Source organism: Streptomyces sp. NPDC053560, from assembly GCF_044544605.1.
In the GTDB taxonomy this organism is placed as follows: domain Bacteria; phylum Actinomycetota; class Actinomycetes; order Streptomycetales; family Streptomycetaceae; genus Streptomyces.
In genome coordinates this window covers 91,232-106,805 of record NZ_JBITXI010000006.1, presented here as the reverse complement: position 1 = coordinate 106,805, position 15,574 = coordinate 91,232, and the positions used below count along the sequence as shown (strand labels likewise).

Sequence of the window (15,574 nt, the reverse complement as noted above, 5' to 3'; positions counted from 1 at the left end):
GTTGGGGTGTTCGTTTAGGCGGCGGCCTGATCGACGCCCTTGCGTTCGGTCACGTAGGCGTGCACGTCGGCGGGGTCGTAGCGAATGTGCTTGCCGACGCGGAAGCCAGGCGGACCGATGCGCTTCCTACGCCACTGGTAGACGGTCTCTTTCGGTACCTCGAAGATCTCGGCGATGTCGTCTGGGGTGAGGTAGCGGTCCGGGAGGCCAGCGCGCAGAGCGGCGCGAGGGTCTGTGGAGGGTGTGGCCAAGGCTCCTCCTGGCGAGTGTTCGCGGTGAGGTTGGTCCTGACGTGTGCTGCGGGTTTGTGCGGGGCGGTTCTGTGGACGATCGGGCCAGGAGCCCGTGTCTGTCCGAGGTTCGGATTTCTGCGTCACCGCGTCACCTGCGACGTCCCTACGCCTGACCTGCGACTTTGGGTGACGCGAAGGCGCTGGGGTACGTCACCGGTGACGCAGGCGTTCGTCACGGATGACGCGAGTGACGCGGGGTGACGCAGCCACGGCCGTCCTGCGTCACCGCTTGTAGCGGCAGGTCAGACGCCGTTTTCTGTCCTTGGGTGACGTGGGTGACGCAGCGTTTCTTCTCTTAGGAAAAGAGAAGGGGGTGTCTGTTGTAGTGCGCGCCTTAGGGCGTGAAGAGGGAGCCGCTTCGCGGCGCGACCTTCGGGCGGCGCCGAGGCGCCGAAGAGCAAGAGGAGCACCCCGGGCGTGGTGCGGGGTGCTCCTCTTGCTTGTGCAGGTACCGCGCGGTCAGAGCATGTGCTCTTGCTGGTGCGGCGGCGGGGTGGGGCGTCGGGTCATCTCGATGTAGCGGGCCGCGCTGGTGCGGCCCCAGTCGACGAGGACGCCCCGGGCGGCGAGGGTGGGCTGGAGGCGCTTGAGCCGGTCGGAGAGGACCTTGCCGGTGGTCGGCCAGCCCTTGGGCAGGGGGCGGAAGTCCTCGCCGGTGTAGAGGCCGGTGAGGCAGTGCAGCCACTCCGAGGACGTCATGCGTACCTCGGCGCCCGCTTCGAGGCCGGCGGCGTGCTTGAGCACGGTCTGGGCCAGGAGGTCGCCTTCAATGACGTCGTCGTTGAGGTCGTCCAGGCTGGCCCGGTAGGCGCCCAGCGCGCCGAGGCCGGTGGCGGCGTCGAGCTGCGCGCACAGGTGCGCGAAGTCGGCCATGCGCAGGTCGGTGGGGATGTCGGCCTGGGCCGCGCGTACCTGGACGGTGAGGTCCAGGAGGGAGCCGAGGATCACGGGCAGCGCCTCTTCGAACTCTGACCACAGCTCGGCCTCGGTCCGCCGGACCTTGGGCCGCTCCAGGCGCAGCGGCAGGAGGCGTTCGGCGAGGTCGGGGCGGACGACGCCCACGTCGATACCGGTCAGCAGCAGGGGACGGCGGTAGCGGGAGCGCACCACGTCCCCGTCGGTGAACAGGGCGCGCTTGATGGTCTCGGCGCCGGTGACGATGCAGCACATGAGGTCGGAGAGGTCCGGGGTCAGGTGAGAGAGGTTGTCCAGGGCGGTGACCCACCCGGCGGCCACGGCCGCGATCAGGTTCTCCTCGTCCTTCGGCGCGCGGCGCAGGTCGCCGCTCATGCCCTCGATGATCCTCACGAGCATGCGGCCGCCGGTGGACTTGCCCGCGCCCTGGGGGCCGGTGAGGAAGGGGGCGGGGACGGGCACGGACGGCTCCAGGCAGCCGATCAGCCAGGCGAGGGCCAGGCATTCGGTCTCGGCGCTGGCGAAGTTGCACAGCCTCAGCAGGAGGTCGATGCCCTTGCCGTCGGTGTCCTTGGCCGGCAGGGGCAGTTCCCCGGTGAGCTGGGTGCGCCGCCAGCGCACCTCCCGCGGGTCGGGGGTGAGGATGTCCCAGCCGGTGGGGTGGATGCGGACGGACTTGCCGTCGTTGCGGCCCAGGTCCAGCCAGGTCGCGCCGTCGAAGCCGGGGGCGACGCGGATGTGGACGGGCTGGGTGTCCTCGGTGAGCGCAAGTGCTTCGATCAAGTCCAACGCCTCCTTGAGGGCGGTGCCGTTGAATACGCCCCGCCCGTCCTTGAACAGGCCGATCATGAGTTCCTGGCGGTGGCTGCCGGTGGTGCCTTGGGAGCGGATGGGGCGGGCGACGGGGTGGCCGTTCTTCTGTGCGTAGACGGTTCCGTCGGCGGTGCGGAAGTAGCGGAAGTGGGCCTGGGCGTAGTCGGTGATGACCTCGCGGGCCGGGGTCTTGTCGTCCTCGGACATGTCACAGTCCCAACGTGGTGCGGGCGTTGGTCCACGCCTCCGTGCAGTGCCGGGGCCGCTCGCCCTTGGCCTGCGCGGCGGCGAACAGCCGCTCGACGTGGGCCTCGGTCAGGCAGCCGCATCGGCCGTGGGCGGACAGCACGGCGAGGAAGGTGCGGTAGACGGTGGTGTGGATCGCCTCGCGGGCTTCGGTGATGCGCTGCTCGGCCATGGCGATCCCGCGCTCCAGGTAGACGGGCGTGCGGTGCCGGCACTCGCCCCGCCCGGCCGGCACGCTGACGGCCTGCTGTGCGGGCCGGGCCGGGCCGGGCTCCTTCACGACCAGCGCGCGCACCTCGTCCGGCAGCGCCGTCATGGCGCCGGTGCCGGGGCCCAGCCAGCGGGCGTAGGACATGGACGACTTGATGTCCACGCCGGGCCGGACGCCGTTGGAGGACTGCATCGTTCCGCGGTAGATCCAGTGCTCCCCGCGCGTCGTCGGCACCGTGCGGGTGGGCGGCAGGGCCTGCCGGGCCCAGGCGACGGCGGCCGGATTGTCGAGGTCCACGACCGTCAGCCCGGTGCCGCCAGGGTGGTAGGCGACGGCCGCAGCCTGCCGCCACGCCGCAGCCCAGGCCGGGGAGGCGAGCACGCGCGGGTCGGTGGTGGCGGCGGCCCAGGCGTGGCAGACCTTGGGGCACTGGCAGGGACCGGCGGCCAACATGTTCGGCCGGTCACCACAGGCGCTGCCGGCGCAGGTGCGGCAGTTGCCGAACGGGAGCTTGCCCGCCCGCAGCGGCAGCACCGGGATACCGGCCTCCGCCAGCTGCAGCGCGGTCCTGAGCGGCTCAGCGTCTCGCCGAATGTCGGTGGGTTGGGTCATCCTGGAGTCCTCCATGTCTGTGGAAGGGCTGGAGACCAGGGCGACCGCGGATCTTTGGCGAGATGAGGCGGTCGCCTTTGGTGTGCCCCGGGGCTGGTCAGTGGTGGTTGATGGTGCCGTTGGCGCGGCCGAAGAGGCCGGTGGCGGTGATGTTCTGGGTGATCGGGGCGGGTATGGGGCGTCGGCAGCGCTTGAGCAGGGCCAGTGCGGCTCCGCCGCCGGCTGCGATGAGGGCGACGGCGGCCCACAGGGCGTCGGTCATGGCGATCAGTCCTGGTGCGGCGTAGGAGACGCCGACTCCGGCGACGGCGATGCCGCCGCCGACGGTGGGCGCGAGCAGGGCGGTGGTCTTGGCCCACGCGGGGATGGGCTGGGCGGCCGGGGCCACGGACGGTGGGGCGGTCGGTTCGGTGTAGGCGAGGGTGCGGATGCCGCCGGGCAGGGTGACTACCTGGACGCCGGGCGGGATCTCGTGGAGCGGCATCGGCGTGGGCCGGTGCGGGAGGTAGGCGGGCGCCTGGTGGGTTTCGGTGGTGGTGATCGGGTGCGTGGGGCGGGGGTCCACAAGTCCTCCTCCTGGCGTGGGATGGATCAGGCGGTGAGGTGGGTGAGGGCGTTGGCTATGGCCTGGCACAGGTCGTGGATGGGGCCGTAGGCGCCGGTGCCGGCGGTGAAGAAGCCGAAGAGGAAGAGCACGATCGCGGTGCCGCCGCTGACGGATCTGCCGCGGAGCAGGGCGAAGGTGAGGATGCCGAAGAGGACGGCGGCGGAGATGGTCAGGGCCATGGGGTCTCCCGTCGTGGAGGGTGCGTGAGCCCCGGCCGGTGGTCCGGTCCGGGGCTCACAGGGGTGACGCAGCGTGCTTGTAGTGGCCTTGTTGTCGCTTGTAGCGACAACAAGGAAAAGGGGCCTGTGGGGCCCCTGGGAGGGATTTAGCGGGGGGTGTGCTTGTTGTCGCTACAAGCGACAACAAGCACGGTTCGGTGACGCTCAGTTGCTGGTCGGCTGGTCCGTGGCATAGCTGCGGTGGACGTAGTAGGCCTGGGTGCCGGTGCCCATCTGGCGGACCTCGGCGGAGGCGGCCCACACGCGCAGCCAGCCGGAGATGGTGGTGCGGTGGGTGCGGTAGCCGAGGGTCTTCAGGTCGGCTTCCATGCGGGAGGGCCCGGTTCCCTCCGGTCCCGCGTCCAGCAGGAGGCGCATCGCCGCGTCCTGTGCCGAGGGCATCGGCGCGGGAGCTGCGGCGGGCTGCTGCTCGGTTGCCGGCGCGGAGTCCTCCGCACGCTCCGCGGAAGGAGGCTCTTGCTCGGCCATCTCCTTCGCCTCCGGGGACGGTGCCTGGCCGGTGTTGTCGACCACCAGCCGCATGCCCTTGTCCGCCCCGGTGTCCTTCGTCATGGACACGGGCGGGGTGCTGGCGGCGCTGCGGTTGGGGAAGAGGCGGGCCCACTCCGGGCTGCCGGGCTTGATGCCGGCACCTGGCCCGCCAGGTGTCGCGCCGGTCGCCGGGTTGTTGCCGACCGCCGGGCCGGGGCCTGTCTTGGTGGGGACGGGGACGAGGGGCACGTCGGTGTACGGCTGGGTGACCGGGTGCAGGGGCTCGCCCTCGTACAGGGCGGGCAGGACGCGGGCCCAGCGGGAGGGGTAGTAGCGGCCGTGCGGGACGCTGCGCGAGATCTCATCCAGCTCCGGGCGCCGGGGTGAGACGGCGGCGGCGATCTGGTCCATGCGGCCGGGGTCCAGGACGTACGCCTTGAACGGGCGGGGCTTGGTGGTGCCGTAGGCGTTGAAGCCGCACCCGGGCCAGGGGGCGTCGGCCGGGTCGACCTGCTGGAACCCGGAGAAGAGGTAGGACAGTTCCTCGGGGTCGGTGACGTACATGCCCCAGCGCCACTTGGCGCGCTTCTTGACCGGCACCGGGATGGAGTCCGAGGTCGCCCGCAGGGAGGAGACCTTGATGCGCACCCGGACCGCGCGTCCGGTGTTCATGACGGTCTCGACCTGCTGCTTGATGTCGCCGGGCAGGTCCGCGGTCTCATCGACCACGATGACGATCTCGGGGACGTCGGTGCGGGCGGGGAGCTTGGTGTCGTTGGCCTTGCGCATGAGCTGCTGGTAGCGGCGCTTGCGGACCTCGATGATCTGCAGGGCCATGGTGAGCATGGCCCTGGTCTCATCCAGGGTGTGGGCGCTCCAGTCGATGACGGGGCGGGTGTGGGTGCCGTCGATGGCCCAGGAGGTCAGCCACGGCAGGGACAGACCGGCGCCGGTGGTGTCGATGTGCCACACCAGAGCGTCGACGGTGCGCAGGAGCTGGGCGTTGATGACGTTGAGGGTGTTGGTCTTGCCCGATCCGGTGTCGCCGATGCCCAGGCCGCAGATGAAGGCCAGCGAACCGAGGGCGGGGGTGCCGTCGCGGTGCAGGCCGATGGCGAACTCCTCATCGATGCTGGTCGGCGAGAGGTCCAGCGGGAAGGGCAGGTCCTGCTGCATCACGTTGACGGTGGAGACGCGGATGATGGCGGTGCCCTTGCGGCGCCCGCTGGCGACCTCCACGCCGCAGCCCTCGTCCAGCCGGAGGTCGGAGCCGAGGGCGTCCTCGAAGCGCTTGAGCTGGCCCCAGGTGGCGCCGCCGGGCAGGTCGACTTCGACGGTGTAGCCGGTGTTCGCCGCCCAGGGCTGGATCGCGATGACCTTGCAGTTCTCCAGCTTGGCGATGCGGGCCAGGCGGTCCTTCCACTGCGCGCCCCACTCATCGTGCCGCTCCTGCCGCTCGGCGGCCGCGGCGGTCTCGGCGGCCTGGCGGCGGCGCAGCTTCTCGGCGCTCTCGTAGCGGCCGACCGCGTTCCAGGACAGGCGCCCGGCCAGGGCCGCCCCGGCCAGTGCGGCTAGGGCGGGCAGGGACCAGGGCGGGCCGCCGGCGGCGGCCCAGGAGGACCAGCCGCCGGCCGCCAGCCACAGAGAGGCCCGGTAGGTGAGGGTGCCGCCCAGCCGTCCGCGCCGGGCGCCGTCGGCGGCGGCACCGAGCGCGCCGCCTGCGGCTACGGCCATGTCCCACATCGGGTGCACGCCGGTGGCGTAGGTGAGGGAGGAGGCGGCGAGCGCGGAGGTCAGGGCGGTGGCGGTGGCGGTATTGAGGGTGTGCTGGCCGTGCCAGTCCAGGTCAGGCATGGGCTCCTCCGGTCTTGGGCGCGGCCCACATGTGCTCGTTGGTGCGGGGGTTTTCGTTGTGGTCGATCTCCTCGGAGTGCAGGCGGCGGAAGGCGGGCTGCAGCTCCATGGCGGCGGAGATGGCCTTGCGCAGGCCGTGGACGACGTCGGCGACCATCTCGGCGATGCAGGGGTCGACGGGGTAGGTGTCCGCGGAGCGGGTGGCGAGTGAGGTGACGGCCTCGGCGAGGTGTTCCAGGCCGATGGGCAGGCCCTCGTATTCGGCGCCGACCGCCATCGCGGCGCTGTCCCCCATGCCCTCAGGCGACCAGGACTGGTAGACGCCGCGGACTTCTTCGGCGGCGGTGGCCAGGACGGAGGCGGTGGCCCACAGGGCGCCGTCGCCGTCGATGCCGCCGACGTTCCACCAGTGCTCGTTGACCCGCGGGTTCTCCAGCCGCATCACGTCGTGCTCGTGCACCTGGCGGAAGGTGGGCTCGATCTCATCGGCGTAGGCGGCGGTGGCCTGCAGGACCTGGGAGACCTGGCTGACGCCCTCGGCCATCGCCGGGTCCATCGGGTAGATGGTCGCGGAGTTCTCCGCCAGCGCCATCACCGCGTCATTGACGTAGCGGATGGCGTCGGGAAGGCCCTTGTACTCGGCCGCGACGGCGGCCATGGCGGGCGGGTCGTAGGCGGCGTAGGCGGTGGCGACCTCCTCGGCAGAGGTGGCGAAGACGCTCACGTGCGCTCCCTTCATCGTGGGTTCCTCGGTGACCGGGCCTGTGGTGGCCCCGGGGTCGTCGCAGACGTGCCCGACGTGCTCGGCCGCGTCGGTGGTGATCGGGGTGGCCATGTCGGACAGTTGGGAGTGCAGGCGACGGCGGGAGGCCTCAGCGAGCTTGCCGAAGACCTTGCGGGCCACCCGCCCCGGCCACGACATCCCCGTGCCGGTGAAGCGGAACCGCTTGCTGACGCAGGCCGGGATGTTGGCGATGGCCCCGACGAACAGGGACGCCGGCATCACCGCCAGCGCGGCCACCGTGGCGAAGAACGCGGCGGCCAGCAGCCGCAGGTAGTGGCGCAGATGCGCATAGCCCCGGCACCGCAGGCCCTTGGTGGCCCGCCAGGCCCAGGTGAGCTTGGGCTTCAACCAGGCCCAGGCCTTCGACCACCACCCCCGCAGCAACGTTCCGGCCCGCTCACGCCACCGGTCCAGCCGCTCACCGGCGGATGCCGCCAGGCGGGCGGCGCGCCCCTGCGCCGCGGCCACCGTCTCCCGGCCCTTGCCGTGCGACCGGCCCGCAGCTCCCGCACCGGCCCCGGCTGCTCCGGCCGCCGACTTCCCGCGCCGGCCACCGCCGAACATGCCCCCTGCGCCCGCGGAGCCGCGGCGTCCACCGCCGAAGGCAGAGCCGCGACGCCAACCGCCCCCGGCCGCGCCGGAGAGCAACCCCGACCGCCCGCCACGGGAGCCCGTGCCGGACGCTCCGGTGGGACGCTTGCTGAGACCGGCCGAACCGAGCCCCGACGAGCCGTGCACCGCCCCGGTCCGGCCCTGGCCCGCGCCGCCCGTCGTCGGCGTATGACGCCCTGCACTGCCGCGGCCTTGACCACGACCACCGGCCCCAGCACCCGCACCGCGACGGCCGAACAGACCACCGCGCCCGCCACCAGCCGTTCCAGCGCCGCCGCGTCCCATCCGGCCACCGGCAGTCGCACCGGAACGCGACCGACGACCTCCGCCGGAGAGGCCCCCGGAAGCACCGGCACGCGATGCTCGGCCGAACCGTCCGGCACGACCGGCACTGGTCGTGGTTGCCGCCGCGGCCCGCCGCTGGTCGGTGCTGCGCGCAGAGCGGACCGCAGCGACGCCAAGAGCGCCGACACCGGCCGCCGCCACCCCACCGGCCACCACAGCGGCCATCGGGCCGACGGTGCTCAGCGCACCGCACACCCCGACCGTGGAAAGATTCACGGCATTCGCCAGCAGTGGCGCGGCCGGCAGGCCCCCATCGAGGCCGTGCTCTTCTTCGTCTGTTTCCTCTTCCTGCTCGTCGTCTTCCGATGGGCTGGGTTCGTAGTCCTCGGATGGGCCGGGTGTGGGCAGGTTCAGCACCTGCCCGTCCTCTTCCTGCTGCGGCGGCACGGTGGCCTGATCCGTTGCGGGTGTGGGGGTGATTTCCTCGGCCTGCTGGGCCGTGGTGGTGTTTTCCGGCATGCTGAACGGGCTCCTCTCAAGGAGTCAGAAAGGCGCCCCCGGCCGGGCCGTAGGAAGCGGGCCGGGGGCGCGCTGCGTGTCGGGAAGAACGCAGGTCAGATGTGGCGGGGGTGGGCGGCGGCGATCTCCTGCCACCGGCGGTTGTCGGCGGCGTCGTCGCGGCGCACCCGGACGCGGAAGTCACAGCCCGCCTCGCGGCAGCGGTGCGTGGTGGTCGTCAGCGTCTCGAAGAGATGCGCCAGCGACGAGGTGAACGTCCCCATGACGCACAGCGCGCAGATAATCACCAGCGACGGCGGCACGTCGTAGGACGCCAACTGCGATCCGTGGACCGCGGCCAGGGCAACGCCCACGGCCAGCGAGACGGGGAGGGCCAGACGGCGAGTGTTGCGGTTGTTGCTGGTCACGTACGAACTCCTGGATGCTCAGGCGGCCTGCGCGGGAGCGTCCGCACAGGCCAGGCAGGTGCCGAGTGAGGTGGGGAGGGTGTAGCCCGCGTCCTGACCGCAGTTGGGGCAGGTGCGGCGGGCGGCGTTCGCCTTGGCCAGCGCCGCCCAGCGCGCCGGCGTCATCGGCCGAATGGGCAGCGCCAGGTCCAGGCGGTAGAGGTAGGCGACGCGGACGCTGGCGCGGTAGCGGCGCGAGCGCCACAGGATCTGCGCGGCCACCTCCTGCCCGCCCGGCCGCAGCCCCTTCGCGCGGAGCTGTCGCCGGGTGGCCAACCCGTCGGGGGCGAGCCGGAAGGGGTAGGTGGGGAGGCCGTACCGCGCGCCGTCGGGGTCGAAGAAGCGCGGGCCGGGCATCAGGAAACGCCGGTCACGCTGCTGCCGTTAACGGCCGTGAGGGTGGGGTGCGCGGCAGCGCGCGGTTGCCGCGCGGCGAGCTGCGCGGCGCGCGCGGCACGGAAGTCCCGCAGCCAGTTCCGCGCGTTTCCCCCGTCCACGCCGAACCGGTCGGCCAGTTCGGCCGCGGTCGGCTCCTCCCGCCCTTGAGAGGTGGTGAGGGTGTGTAGGTAGTGCTCCCAGCCCTCTTGCTTGGCCGCGGACTTCCACACCTGCTCCTCACCGGACGTGGCGGCGTCGGGGGCCTGCGGGTCGAGGGCGGCGAGGTCGCCGCGCAGCCGGTCCCGCAGCAGCGAGGCTTCCTGAATTTCCTGCCTGACCTGCTGCAACTGCGACTGGCTATCGCGTGCGTGGCCTTCTGCCAGCTCCACCAGGCCGGTCAGCTCCTGCAGCCGTTCGCGCTGCTCGGTGGTGGCGTCCCGCAGCCCGGTCAGGGCCTGCTGGGCGTCCCTCTGGACACGGCCGGCCTCCTCCCGCGCGGCGGCCACGATCCCTTCCGCGCGCTGCCGCGCGGTCTGTTCTTCCTGCCGCGCGGCTTCCGCGCGCTGCCGCGCAGCCTCGATCTCGGCCGCCGTGTCGTCCTGGTTCTCCCGGGCGGCGTCGGTGGCCTCCTGCACGCGCTGGAGCTCCTCCCGCGCGGCGGTGAGTTCCTCTTCCGCGCGCTGCCGCGCGGCCTCCGCCTCCTGCCGCGCGCGCTCGGCTTCTTGCCGCGCGGCTTCCGCGCGCTCGCGTTCCTCTTCCGCGCGCTGGGCGAGCTGGGAGGCTTCCAGGCGCTGGACGCCGGGGGTGACGGCCAGGTCCTCGATGAGGGTGAGGACGGCGGTGGTGTCGGAGTAATCCAGCCGCGCCACCTCTTCCGCCCGCGTCAGCGCCGCCAGACGCCGCACCAGGGCGAGGGACTGTTCGCGGTCGGTGGCCACATCCGCCCTATCCAGCGCCTTCTGCGCCTTGCCCCGCAACCGCACGATCCGCCGCTGCCCCCGCCGCAACGCTCGCGCCCGGTCGGGGGTGGGAGCGGCAAGTGCCAGGCGGAGGCGGTAGACGCGCAGCGCGGCCCGCTGGGCCAGGGCGGCGCGAGCGATGGCCGAGGAGGAGGTGCGCGCGTCCAGCCCGAGCAGGGCGAACAGGCCGGACCAGGCGTGCTGCCACAGCAGCGCCACCAGCCGGGCCGGCCCCGGCCGGACGTCCTCCTCCTCATCCCGATCCGGGGTGTGGAGCTTGCTGCGCAACTGCAGCTCGATCAGCCACGCCGCCAAAGCGGGCACCGCGGCGAGGACGGGGCGGGCCCACCAGTTGGGGGCGTGCACGGCGTTCATCGCGCCGGAGAACCCCACCAGGGTCCAGGCGGTGCGGTGCATCAGCCGCAGCTCCCGCGTCCACCCCACCTCCGGGTCGGCGGTGCGGTAGAGCATCACCAGCAGCGTCATCTCCGCCGCGTCAAAGACGCTGATGAAGGCGACCGCCAGCGGGATCGGCAGGTGCACGGTCTCGGTGGCAAAGCCCCACAGCCCGTAGACGCTGACCGCCACGCCGCCCAGCGCCACCACGGCCTGTGGGCCGATGCCGGACAGCCACGCCGACTTCCGCAGCCGCCCCACCGCCAACATGGCGACGGCCACCGCGGTCAGCGCCAGCAGCAGCGGCGCGGCCCAGGACAGCCAGGCCGGGCCGGCGGGGAGGAGGGTGTGCAGGTCGGGGATGTGCAGGTCGGGGATCATCCAGCGTCACCGCCGTCCTGCTGCACGGGCATGCCGATGATGCGCCACCTGGTCTCGGTGCTACCGCCCTTGGGGGCGCCGGCCGGGGTGTCCACCCAGCCACTCGGAGCGGCGCCCTGCTGCTCGGCTGCGGCCTCGGCGGTCTTCAGCGTCGGGTAGACCCCGTGAATCTGGGTGTAGTGGAACAGGATGTACGCCCAGCGCTGCTGGAGGGCGGCCACGGACAGCGTCGCGACCTCCTTCATCAGGTCGTCGGCGACCTTGCGGACCCGCTCCAGGTCCTCCTGGGTCTCCTGCTGCTCGGCCTGGGCGATGTCGGCGGCGTCGAGGGCCTGGGCCAGCTTGGTCTGGTCGGCTTCGAGCGCCTGCAGGCGACCGGTGGTGATGACGCGGATCATGACGCCTCCTTGGGCGAGTCAGTGGGCTGCCGGGGCGGGTTGGGCACGCCGGCCAGGACGGCGGCCTCGTCCCCGGTGAGCGAGCCACGGGAGTGGATGCCGTGGGCGACGGCCTCGATCGGGTCCCACAGGCCGGTGACCGCGAAGTCAGCGGCGTACTGGACGCTCTTCCAAGACATGCCGCCGGGCGGGGTGTGGTCCCGCCCCAGCAGGAAGCCGCGGGTGCCAAGGAAGGCGATCGCGTCTTCCCGGTCGTGCTCGGAGAGCGCCAGTTCCACCATTTCGGAGGTCACCGGGCCGGTGCGGCTGCGGTGGTGCAGGTCCGCGCGTTCGCCGGCGGCCATGTGGATGGCGAAGTGCTGGGCGGAGACGGAGTTGGTGACCACGCGGGTGCCCCCAGTAGTGGCCCAGCCGCCGTCCTCCGTGGTCACGGTGATCAGGCCGGTGGACACCAGGTGCATGCCGTAGGCGAGGGCGGTGACCGCGTGCCCGGCCTCGTGGAAGGCCAGGGCCCAGCGGGCCTCCTCCGGTGTCGACCGGTCCCGCGACCACGGACGGGGCTTGCCCTCGTGGTCCACGAACCAGTCCCGGCACTCGGGCGGGACACCGTTCACGCGGCATCCCCCGTCCCCGCGGGCCGGACGTCGAGCGCGGCCAGCAGCTCCACGGAGTCCATGACGCCGTTGGCCAGCTCCTGCCACTCCCACTCGGCGCCCGGGACGGGCTCGTAACCGAGAGCCGCCAGCGTCTTGATCCGCTCGGCCAACGTCGTGATCGCGGCAGAGTCCTTGAACTCGTGGGCCGGCCAGTCCGCGACGTCGGGGCTGTCGGTGACGACGTACAGTTCCCACTCGCCGAAGTACGTGTTGGCCAGGCGTGCGCTGTGCGTCATGCCGCACCGCCCGCCTGCGCCACGGCGGCGCGGTTGGTCAGGTCACGGCGGGCCGTGAGCACCTTGCGGCGGGCCCGCCGCAGCCGCTGCGCACCCAGCTCGGACGGCGGCTGGTCCAGCAGGCTGATCTGCACGTCCAACAGCTCAACCTCCGCCTCAAGGACGGGCATCTCGCGCTCGATCGCGTCCAGCTCGGCGGCCGACGGCTCCCCGTCGACCGGGGCGGCGGTAACAACCGCCTGAACAGCACCGATGTGCTTCATGGGTCGTGGTCCTCTCTCAGGTGAAACGGCCCGAAAGCGCCCTCGGAGTTGCCGCTCCGAGGGCGCGCGCCATTGAGGAAAGAGCCGCCCGCAGAAGGCGAGTCGGCTGGGCTGCCGGTTGTGGCAGCGGTGCCCCGGCCGGGAGTCGAACCCGGCCTGCGACCATCGGGGCGGTCGAGGAAGGTGCTGATCAGCGCTTCGCGCGGGCGTCTCGCTGCGACTGCTCATTGCGCCGCCGCAGGTCCTCCTCCATCTGCCGACGCTGTTCGTCGGTCATCGCGCGCCTCCCGCCCGGACGCGGCGCAGGGCCTCGTCCATGTCCGGGTCGCTGTCGGCCGGGTACGCCGCTAAGCCGCGGCATGCCATGCTGGTGATCACAGGTGCCTCCCATTTAGGTGCCTGTACGCGGGCCCCGGGGTGCCACCCGGGGCCCGCTTCTGTGTGATCACTCGTCACGAGTCACGAGCGACCACGAACCTCCACATCGCGCGGCGAACCGGGATGCCGAGGAACGTGAGCACTGGTGCTCAGCGCGGAGCCGGTAGCCCCGCGGAAGGTTCTTCGGATGCGTAATCGGTCGCCCGCGGGCACCTGGATGGCGTCCGCGGGGCAGATCACCCGGCCCGACATGGGCGATCGGGGTGGTGATCCGCACCCATCGACCACACGTGTGCATGTGGCTGGGTCGGCACTCTGTTGAGTTGTGCGCAGCGCAGGCTCCGGGCCGTGCTTCCGGGCGCTGTTTATGCAGGTCAAGCGGTTTCGCGAACGGCCCTATGAGCCCCGCTTTGGAGCCGTCGGGCCGTGCTCAACTCTGCCTCATAGTGCACTGTGAGGCAGAGTGCCGCAACCCCTGTCGCCGGAGATGGCGAGTCCGGGCTGGTCATCGCCTCTGCTGCTTGGGCACTATGTGGCAGAGAAGCAGGCGATTCGTGAGGGGTGCAGATGGTCGAGTGGACTGGCAAGCCGGCGTACCAGCAATTGGCGGATGAGCTGCGGTCTCGGATCGCCAAGGACGAGTTCGCGAAGACCGGAAAGCTGCCGTCGCTCGCCGACATCCAGGAAGAGCACCGAGTGACTGCCACGGTGGCGCGGGCGGCTATTCGTCAGCTGGCGACGGAGGGCCTTGTGGTGAGCCACCAGGGCAAGGGGGCCTTCCTGACCCCCGACTCGCCTGAGCGGGCCAAGGAGGGCGACCCTGTCGGTGCTCTCGCCGAGCTGCGTGAACAAGTCGCGCAGCTTCGTGAGGAAGTCACCGGGCTGCGGGAGCGGGTAACGGAGCTGGAGGGGCGCTGACGCGCGGCCGCATCAGGATCTGCAGGAGTGTGGCCGTCGACGCGGTAGCACCCCGGACGCGGCCTCGGCCGCTGGTCACGTTCATAGATATGCCTGTCCCTTCGTAGAGCGTCGACGAGGCGCCTGCACGCCGTCGACAAGCAAGAACTTGCTGTGATTCGTTTGTACCGACGGGACTTGGCTCGTCGATAGTGATGACATGTGGCTGGCCTTGAGCGGCCACATAGGCCTCATGGGGGAGGGTGGATGGGGCAGCGACCAAATCAGCTGACGCCACACAAGAGTCCGAAGCACTACCTGGGTGCCGAAATGCGGGAATGGCGCGAAGAACGCGGACTCTCCCTGGGCGAGCTGAGCGCGAAAGTCCGCTACAACAGCAGCTACATGGCTCGGGCGGAACGCGGAGGCCAGGCGCCGTCCGCTGACCTCGTCGCCGCATATGACCAAGCGTTGGGCGCGGGCGGAGCGCTTGTGCGGCTACACGCGGCGGTCAAGCAGGGCGTCCCTCTCGACAGACTCGCCTCTGGCCATGTGGCTAATCCGAGGCCTCATGTGGCTAAAGCGCCGACCACGCTGGGCGCCGAGGAGGGTAGCCAGGCACCTTCGGAAGAGGGGATATCCGTCCCCGTACGCACTGATGACGGAAGGATCATCTTCGTGTCGCTCTCCCGAAGGGCCCTGCTCGGTGCGCTGGGTGCCGGCGCTGCCATCGCAGTAGCTTCAGATCTCCCGGCCGCGGCTGAGGTGCCCCGTCGAGCCTCCCTCGCCTCCTCAGGGGTGAACCCGATCGAGCACCTGAAAGCCACACGGCGTGTCCTCATCGAGAACGACAACCTGTTCGGACCTCATCGCGTCATCCCTGCGGTTAAGCAGCAGATCGCGGCAATCAAGGAGCTACGGGCCGGATGCCGCGGCGCGGACCGGCGACAGCTGCTGCAGCTGCAGACGCAGTTCTCCGAGCTGTGCGGCTGGCTGTATCAGGACCTGGGCGACTTTCGGGCGGCTCAACACTGGACGCGTGAAGCCCTGGAAGCCTCCCACATGTCCGGTGATCCCGACCTGACCACGTACATCCTGGCTCGACGCAGTCAGCTGGCCGGGGACATGCACGACCCCATCGAGGCTGTGGACGTCGCTGAAGCCGCTGAAGACATGGCCACTCCAGGAAGCCGTCTCGCTGCTGTTGCGGCTACCTATGGCGCGCACGGCCATGCGCTGCGCGACGACCCGATTGCCACGGCGCGAGCCTACGAGCACGCCCACGAGCTTCGGGCCACTATGGATCCAGACCCTCACTCTCCCTGGGGAGTTTGGTTGGACGCCTCGTACATCGAGGTCCAGCGGGCGTACAGCCTCACAGCACTGGGGAATCACAGTGCAGCGGCAGAGGGGTTCCGTAGCGCCATCAGTCAGCTTCCGCCCGGGTACCACCGCGACAGGGGCGTCTACCTCGCTCGTGAGGCCGTTGCGCTAAGCCGGGCGGGCGAGGCGGAGCAGGCCGCGACGATCGGTCTCCAGGCGCTGAGCGTCGGACTGGACACCGGTTCCAACCGCATCACACGCGAGCTGGCCCAGCTCGATGCCGACCTGACGAAATGGCGTACGGTCCCCACTGTGACCGACTTCAAGGACGCAATGAGTGAGTCAGTGCTCCGACAGGCCTGACGACCGCCGTCCCCGCACTGAGTCAGCTAAGGAGACTTC

At 71.2% G+C, this 15,574-nt stretch carries 16 protein-coding genes and 1 pseudogene; 3 read left to right on the top strand and 14 right to left on the bottom strand.

The features are described from left to right. Positions 1-14 precede the first annotated feature (14 nt). From ACIGQF_RS15925 to ACIGQF_RS15860, 14 genes are all read right to left on the bottom strand, one after another. Positions 15-251, bottom strand: a complete 237-nt coding sequence (locus ACIGQF_RS15925) for a helix-turn-helix domain-containing protein (protein ID WP_399710333.1) — start codon at positions 249-251, stop codon at positions 15-17. A 501-nt stretch (positions 252-752) separates the two neighbouring features. Then, positions 753-2,228: an ATP-binding protein gene (locus tag ACIGQF_RS15920; protein ID WP_399710331.1), complete on the bottom strand. Its 1,476-nt coding sequence runs from the start codon at positions 2,226-2,228 to the stop codon at positions 753-755. A 1-nt stretch (position 2,229) separates the two neighbouring features. Then, complete coding sequence (locus ACIGQF_RS15915; RefSeq protein ID WP_399710329.1) at positions 2,230-3,090, bottom strand: bifunctional DNA primase/polymerase; 861 nt, start codon at positions 3,088-3,090, stop codon at positions 2,230-2,232. A gap of 97 nt (positions 3,091-3,187) precedes the next feature. Next, positions 3,188-3,655 carry a hypothetical protein gene (locus ACIGQF_RS15910; RefSeq protein WP_399710327.1) on the bottom strand — a complete coding sequence of 156 codons (468 nt, stop codon included), beginning with the start codon at positions 3,653-3,655 and terminating at the stop codon, positions 3,188-3,190. Positions 3,656-3,681: 26 nt separating this feature from the next. Continuing rightward, the gene (locus tag ACIGQF_RS15905) at positions 3,682-3,876 is read right to left on the bottom strand and encodes a hypothetical protein (RefSeq protein WP_399710326.1); all 195 of its coding nucleotides are present in this window, start codon (positions 3,874-3,876) and stop codon (positions 3,682-3,684) included. A gap of 204 nt (positions 3,877-4,080) precedes the next feature. Beyond that, complete coding sequence (locus tag ACIGQF_RS15900) at positions 4,081-6,261, bottom strand: hypothetical protein (protein WP_399710324.1); 2,181 nt, start codon at positions 6,259-6,261, stop codon at positions 4,081-4,083. Then, positions 6,254-7,609: a hypothetical protein gene (locus tag ACIGQF_RS15895; protein ID WP_399710322.1), complete on the bottom strand. Its 1,356-nt coding sequence runs from the start codon at positions 7,607-7,609 to the stop codon at positions 6,254-6,256. Before ACIGQF_RS15895 ends, ACIGQF_RS15900 begins: the two co-directional genes overlap by 8 nt. 947 nt (positions 7,610-8,556) lie before the next feature. Next, positions 8,557-8,868: a hypothetical protein gene (locus ACIGQF_RS15890; protein ID WP_399710320.1), complete on the bottom strand. Its 312-nt coding sequence runs from the start codon at positions 8,866-8,868 to the stop codon at positions 8,557-8,559. A gap of 18 nt (positions 8,869-8,886) precedes the next feature. Then, entirely contained in the window at positions 8,887-9,264 is a 378-nt protein-coding gene (locus ACIGQF_RS15885) for an RRQRL motif-containing zinc-binding protein (RefSeq protein ID WP_399710318.1), read from the bottom strand. Beyond that, positions 9,264-11,021 (bottom strand): hypothetical protein, encoded by a 1,758-nt coding sequence (locus ACIGQF_RS15880; protein WP_399710316.1) that lies wholly within the window; start codon positions 11,019-11,021, stop codon positions 9,264-9,266. Before ACIGQF_RS15880 ends, ACIGQF_RS15885 begins: the two co-directional genes overlap by 1 nt. Then, a complete protein-coding gene (locus ACIGQF_RS15875; protein WP_399710314.1) occupies positions 11,018-11,419 on the bottom strand; it encodes a hypothetical protein in 402 nt (133 codons plus the stop codon). The genes ACIGQF_RS15880 and ACIGQF_RS15875 overlap by 4 nt, the downstream gene beginning before the upstream one ends. After that, positions 11,416-12,033 (bottom strand): hypothetical protein, encoded by a 618-nt coding sequence (locus ACIGQF_RS15870; RefSeq protein ID WP_399710312.1) that lies wholly within the window; start codon positions 12,031-12,033, stop codon positions 11,416-11,418. Before ACIGQF_RS15870 ends, ACIGQF_RS15875 begins: the two co-directional genes overlap by 4 nt. Continuing rightward, entirely contained in the window at positions 12,030-12,311 is a 282-nt protein-coding gene (locus tag ACIGQF_RS15865) for a DUF6303 family protein (RefSeq protein WP_399710310.1), read from the bottom strand. Before ACIGQF_RS15865 ends, ACIGQF_RS15870 begins: the two co-directional genes overlap by 4 nt. Beyond that, entirely contained in the window at positions 12,308-12,574 is a 267-nt protein-coding gene (locus tag ACIGQF_RS15860) for a DUF6284 family protein (protein WP_399710308.1), read from the bottom strand. The genes ACIGQF_RS15865 and ACIGQF_RS15860 overlap by 4 nt, the downstream gene beginning before the upstream one ends. Before the next feature lie 945 nt (positions 12,575-13,519). Between ACIGQF_RS15860 and ACIGQF_RS15855 the strand changes: the two genes are divergently transcribed. The 3 genes and pseudogenes from ACIGQF_RS15855 (at position 13,520) to ACIGQF_RS15845 (ending at position 15,535) form a co-directional block, all read left to right on the top strand. Then, positions 13,520-13,870, top strand: coding sequence for a winged helix-turn-helix domain-containing protein (locus ACIGQF_RS15855; RefSeq protein ID WP_399710306.1), 351 nt, complete (start codon positions 13,520-13,522; stop codon positions 13,868-13,870). Positions 13,871-14,116: 246 nt separating this feature from the next. Further along, positions 14,117-14,335: pseudogene (locus tag ACIGQF_RS15850) on the top strand (helix-turn-helix domain-containing protein); the annotation flags it as partial. Positions 14,336-14,647: 312 nt separating this feature from the next. Next, positions 14,648-15,535, top strand: a complete 888-nt coding sequence (locus tag ACIGQF_RS15845) for a DNA-binding protein (protein WP_399710957.1) — start codon at positions 14,648-14,650, stop codon at positions 15,533-15,535. Positions 15,536-15,574 lie beyond the last annotated feature (39 nt).

Bases quoted from the DNA above. Each gene is read 5' to 3' on its own strand.
- ACIGQF_RS15860 (WP_399710308.1), bottom strand. From the start codon at position 12,574: ATGAAGCACATCGGTGCTGTTCAGGCGGTTGTTACCGCCGCCCCGGTC.
- ACIGQF_RS15885 (WP_399710318.1), bottom strand. From the start codon at position 9,264: ATGCCCGGCCCGCGCTTCTTCGACCCCGACGGCGCGCGGTACGGCCTC.
- ACIGQF_RS15865 (WP_399710310.1), bottom strand. From the start codon at position 12,311: ATGACGCACAGCGCACGCCTGGCCAACACGTACTTCGGCGAGTGGGAA.
- ACIGQF_RS15875 (WP_399710314.1), bottom strand. From the start codon at position 11,419: ATGATCCGCGTCATCACCACCGGTCGCCTGCAGGCGCTCGAAGCCGAC.
- ACIGQF_RS15905 (WP_399710326.1), bottom strand. From the start codon at position 3,876: ATGGCCCTGACCATCTCCGCCGCCGTCCTCTTCGGCATCCTCACCTTC.
- ACIGQF_RS15915 (WP_399710329.1), bottom strand. From the start codon at position 3,090: ATGACCCAACCCACCGACATTCGGCGAGACGCTGAGCCGCTCAGGACC.
- ACIGQF_RS15855 (WP_399710306.1), top strand. From the start codon at position 13,520: ATGGTCGAGTGGACTGGCAAGCCGGCGTACCAGCAATTGGCGGATGAG.
- ACIGQF_RS15920 (WP_399710331.1), bottom strand. From the start codon at position 2,228: ATGTCCGAGGACGACAAGACCCCGGCCCGCGAGGTCATCACCGACTAC.
- ACIGQF_RS15900 (WP_399710324.1), bottom strand. From the start codon at position 6,261: ATGCCTGACCTGGACTGGCACGGCCAGCACACCCTCAATACCGCCACC.
- ACIGQF_RS15880 (WP_399710316.1), bottom strand. From the start codon at position 11,021: ATGATCCCCGACCTGCACATCCCCGACCTGCACACCCTCCTCCCCGCC.
- ACIGQF_RS15895 (WP_399710322.1), bottom strand. From the start codon at position 7,609: ATGTTCGGCGGTGGCCGGCGCGGGAAGTCGGCGGCCGGAGCAGCCGGG.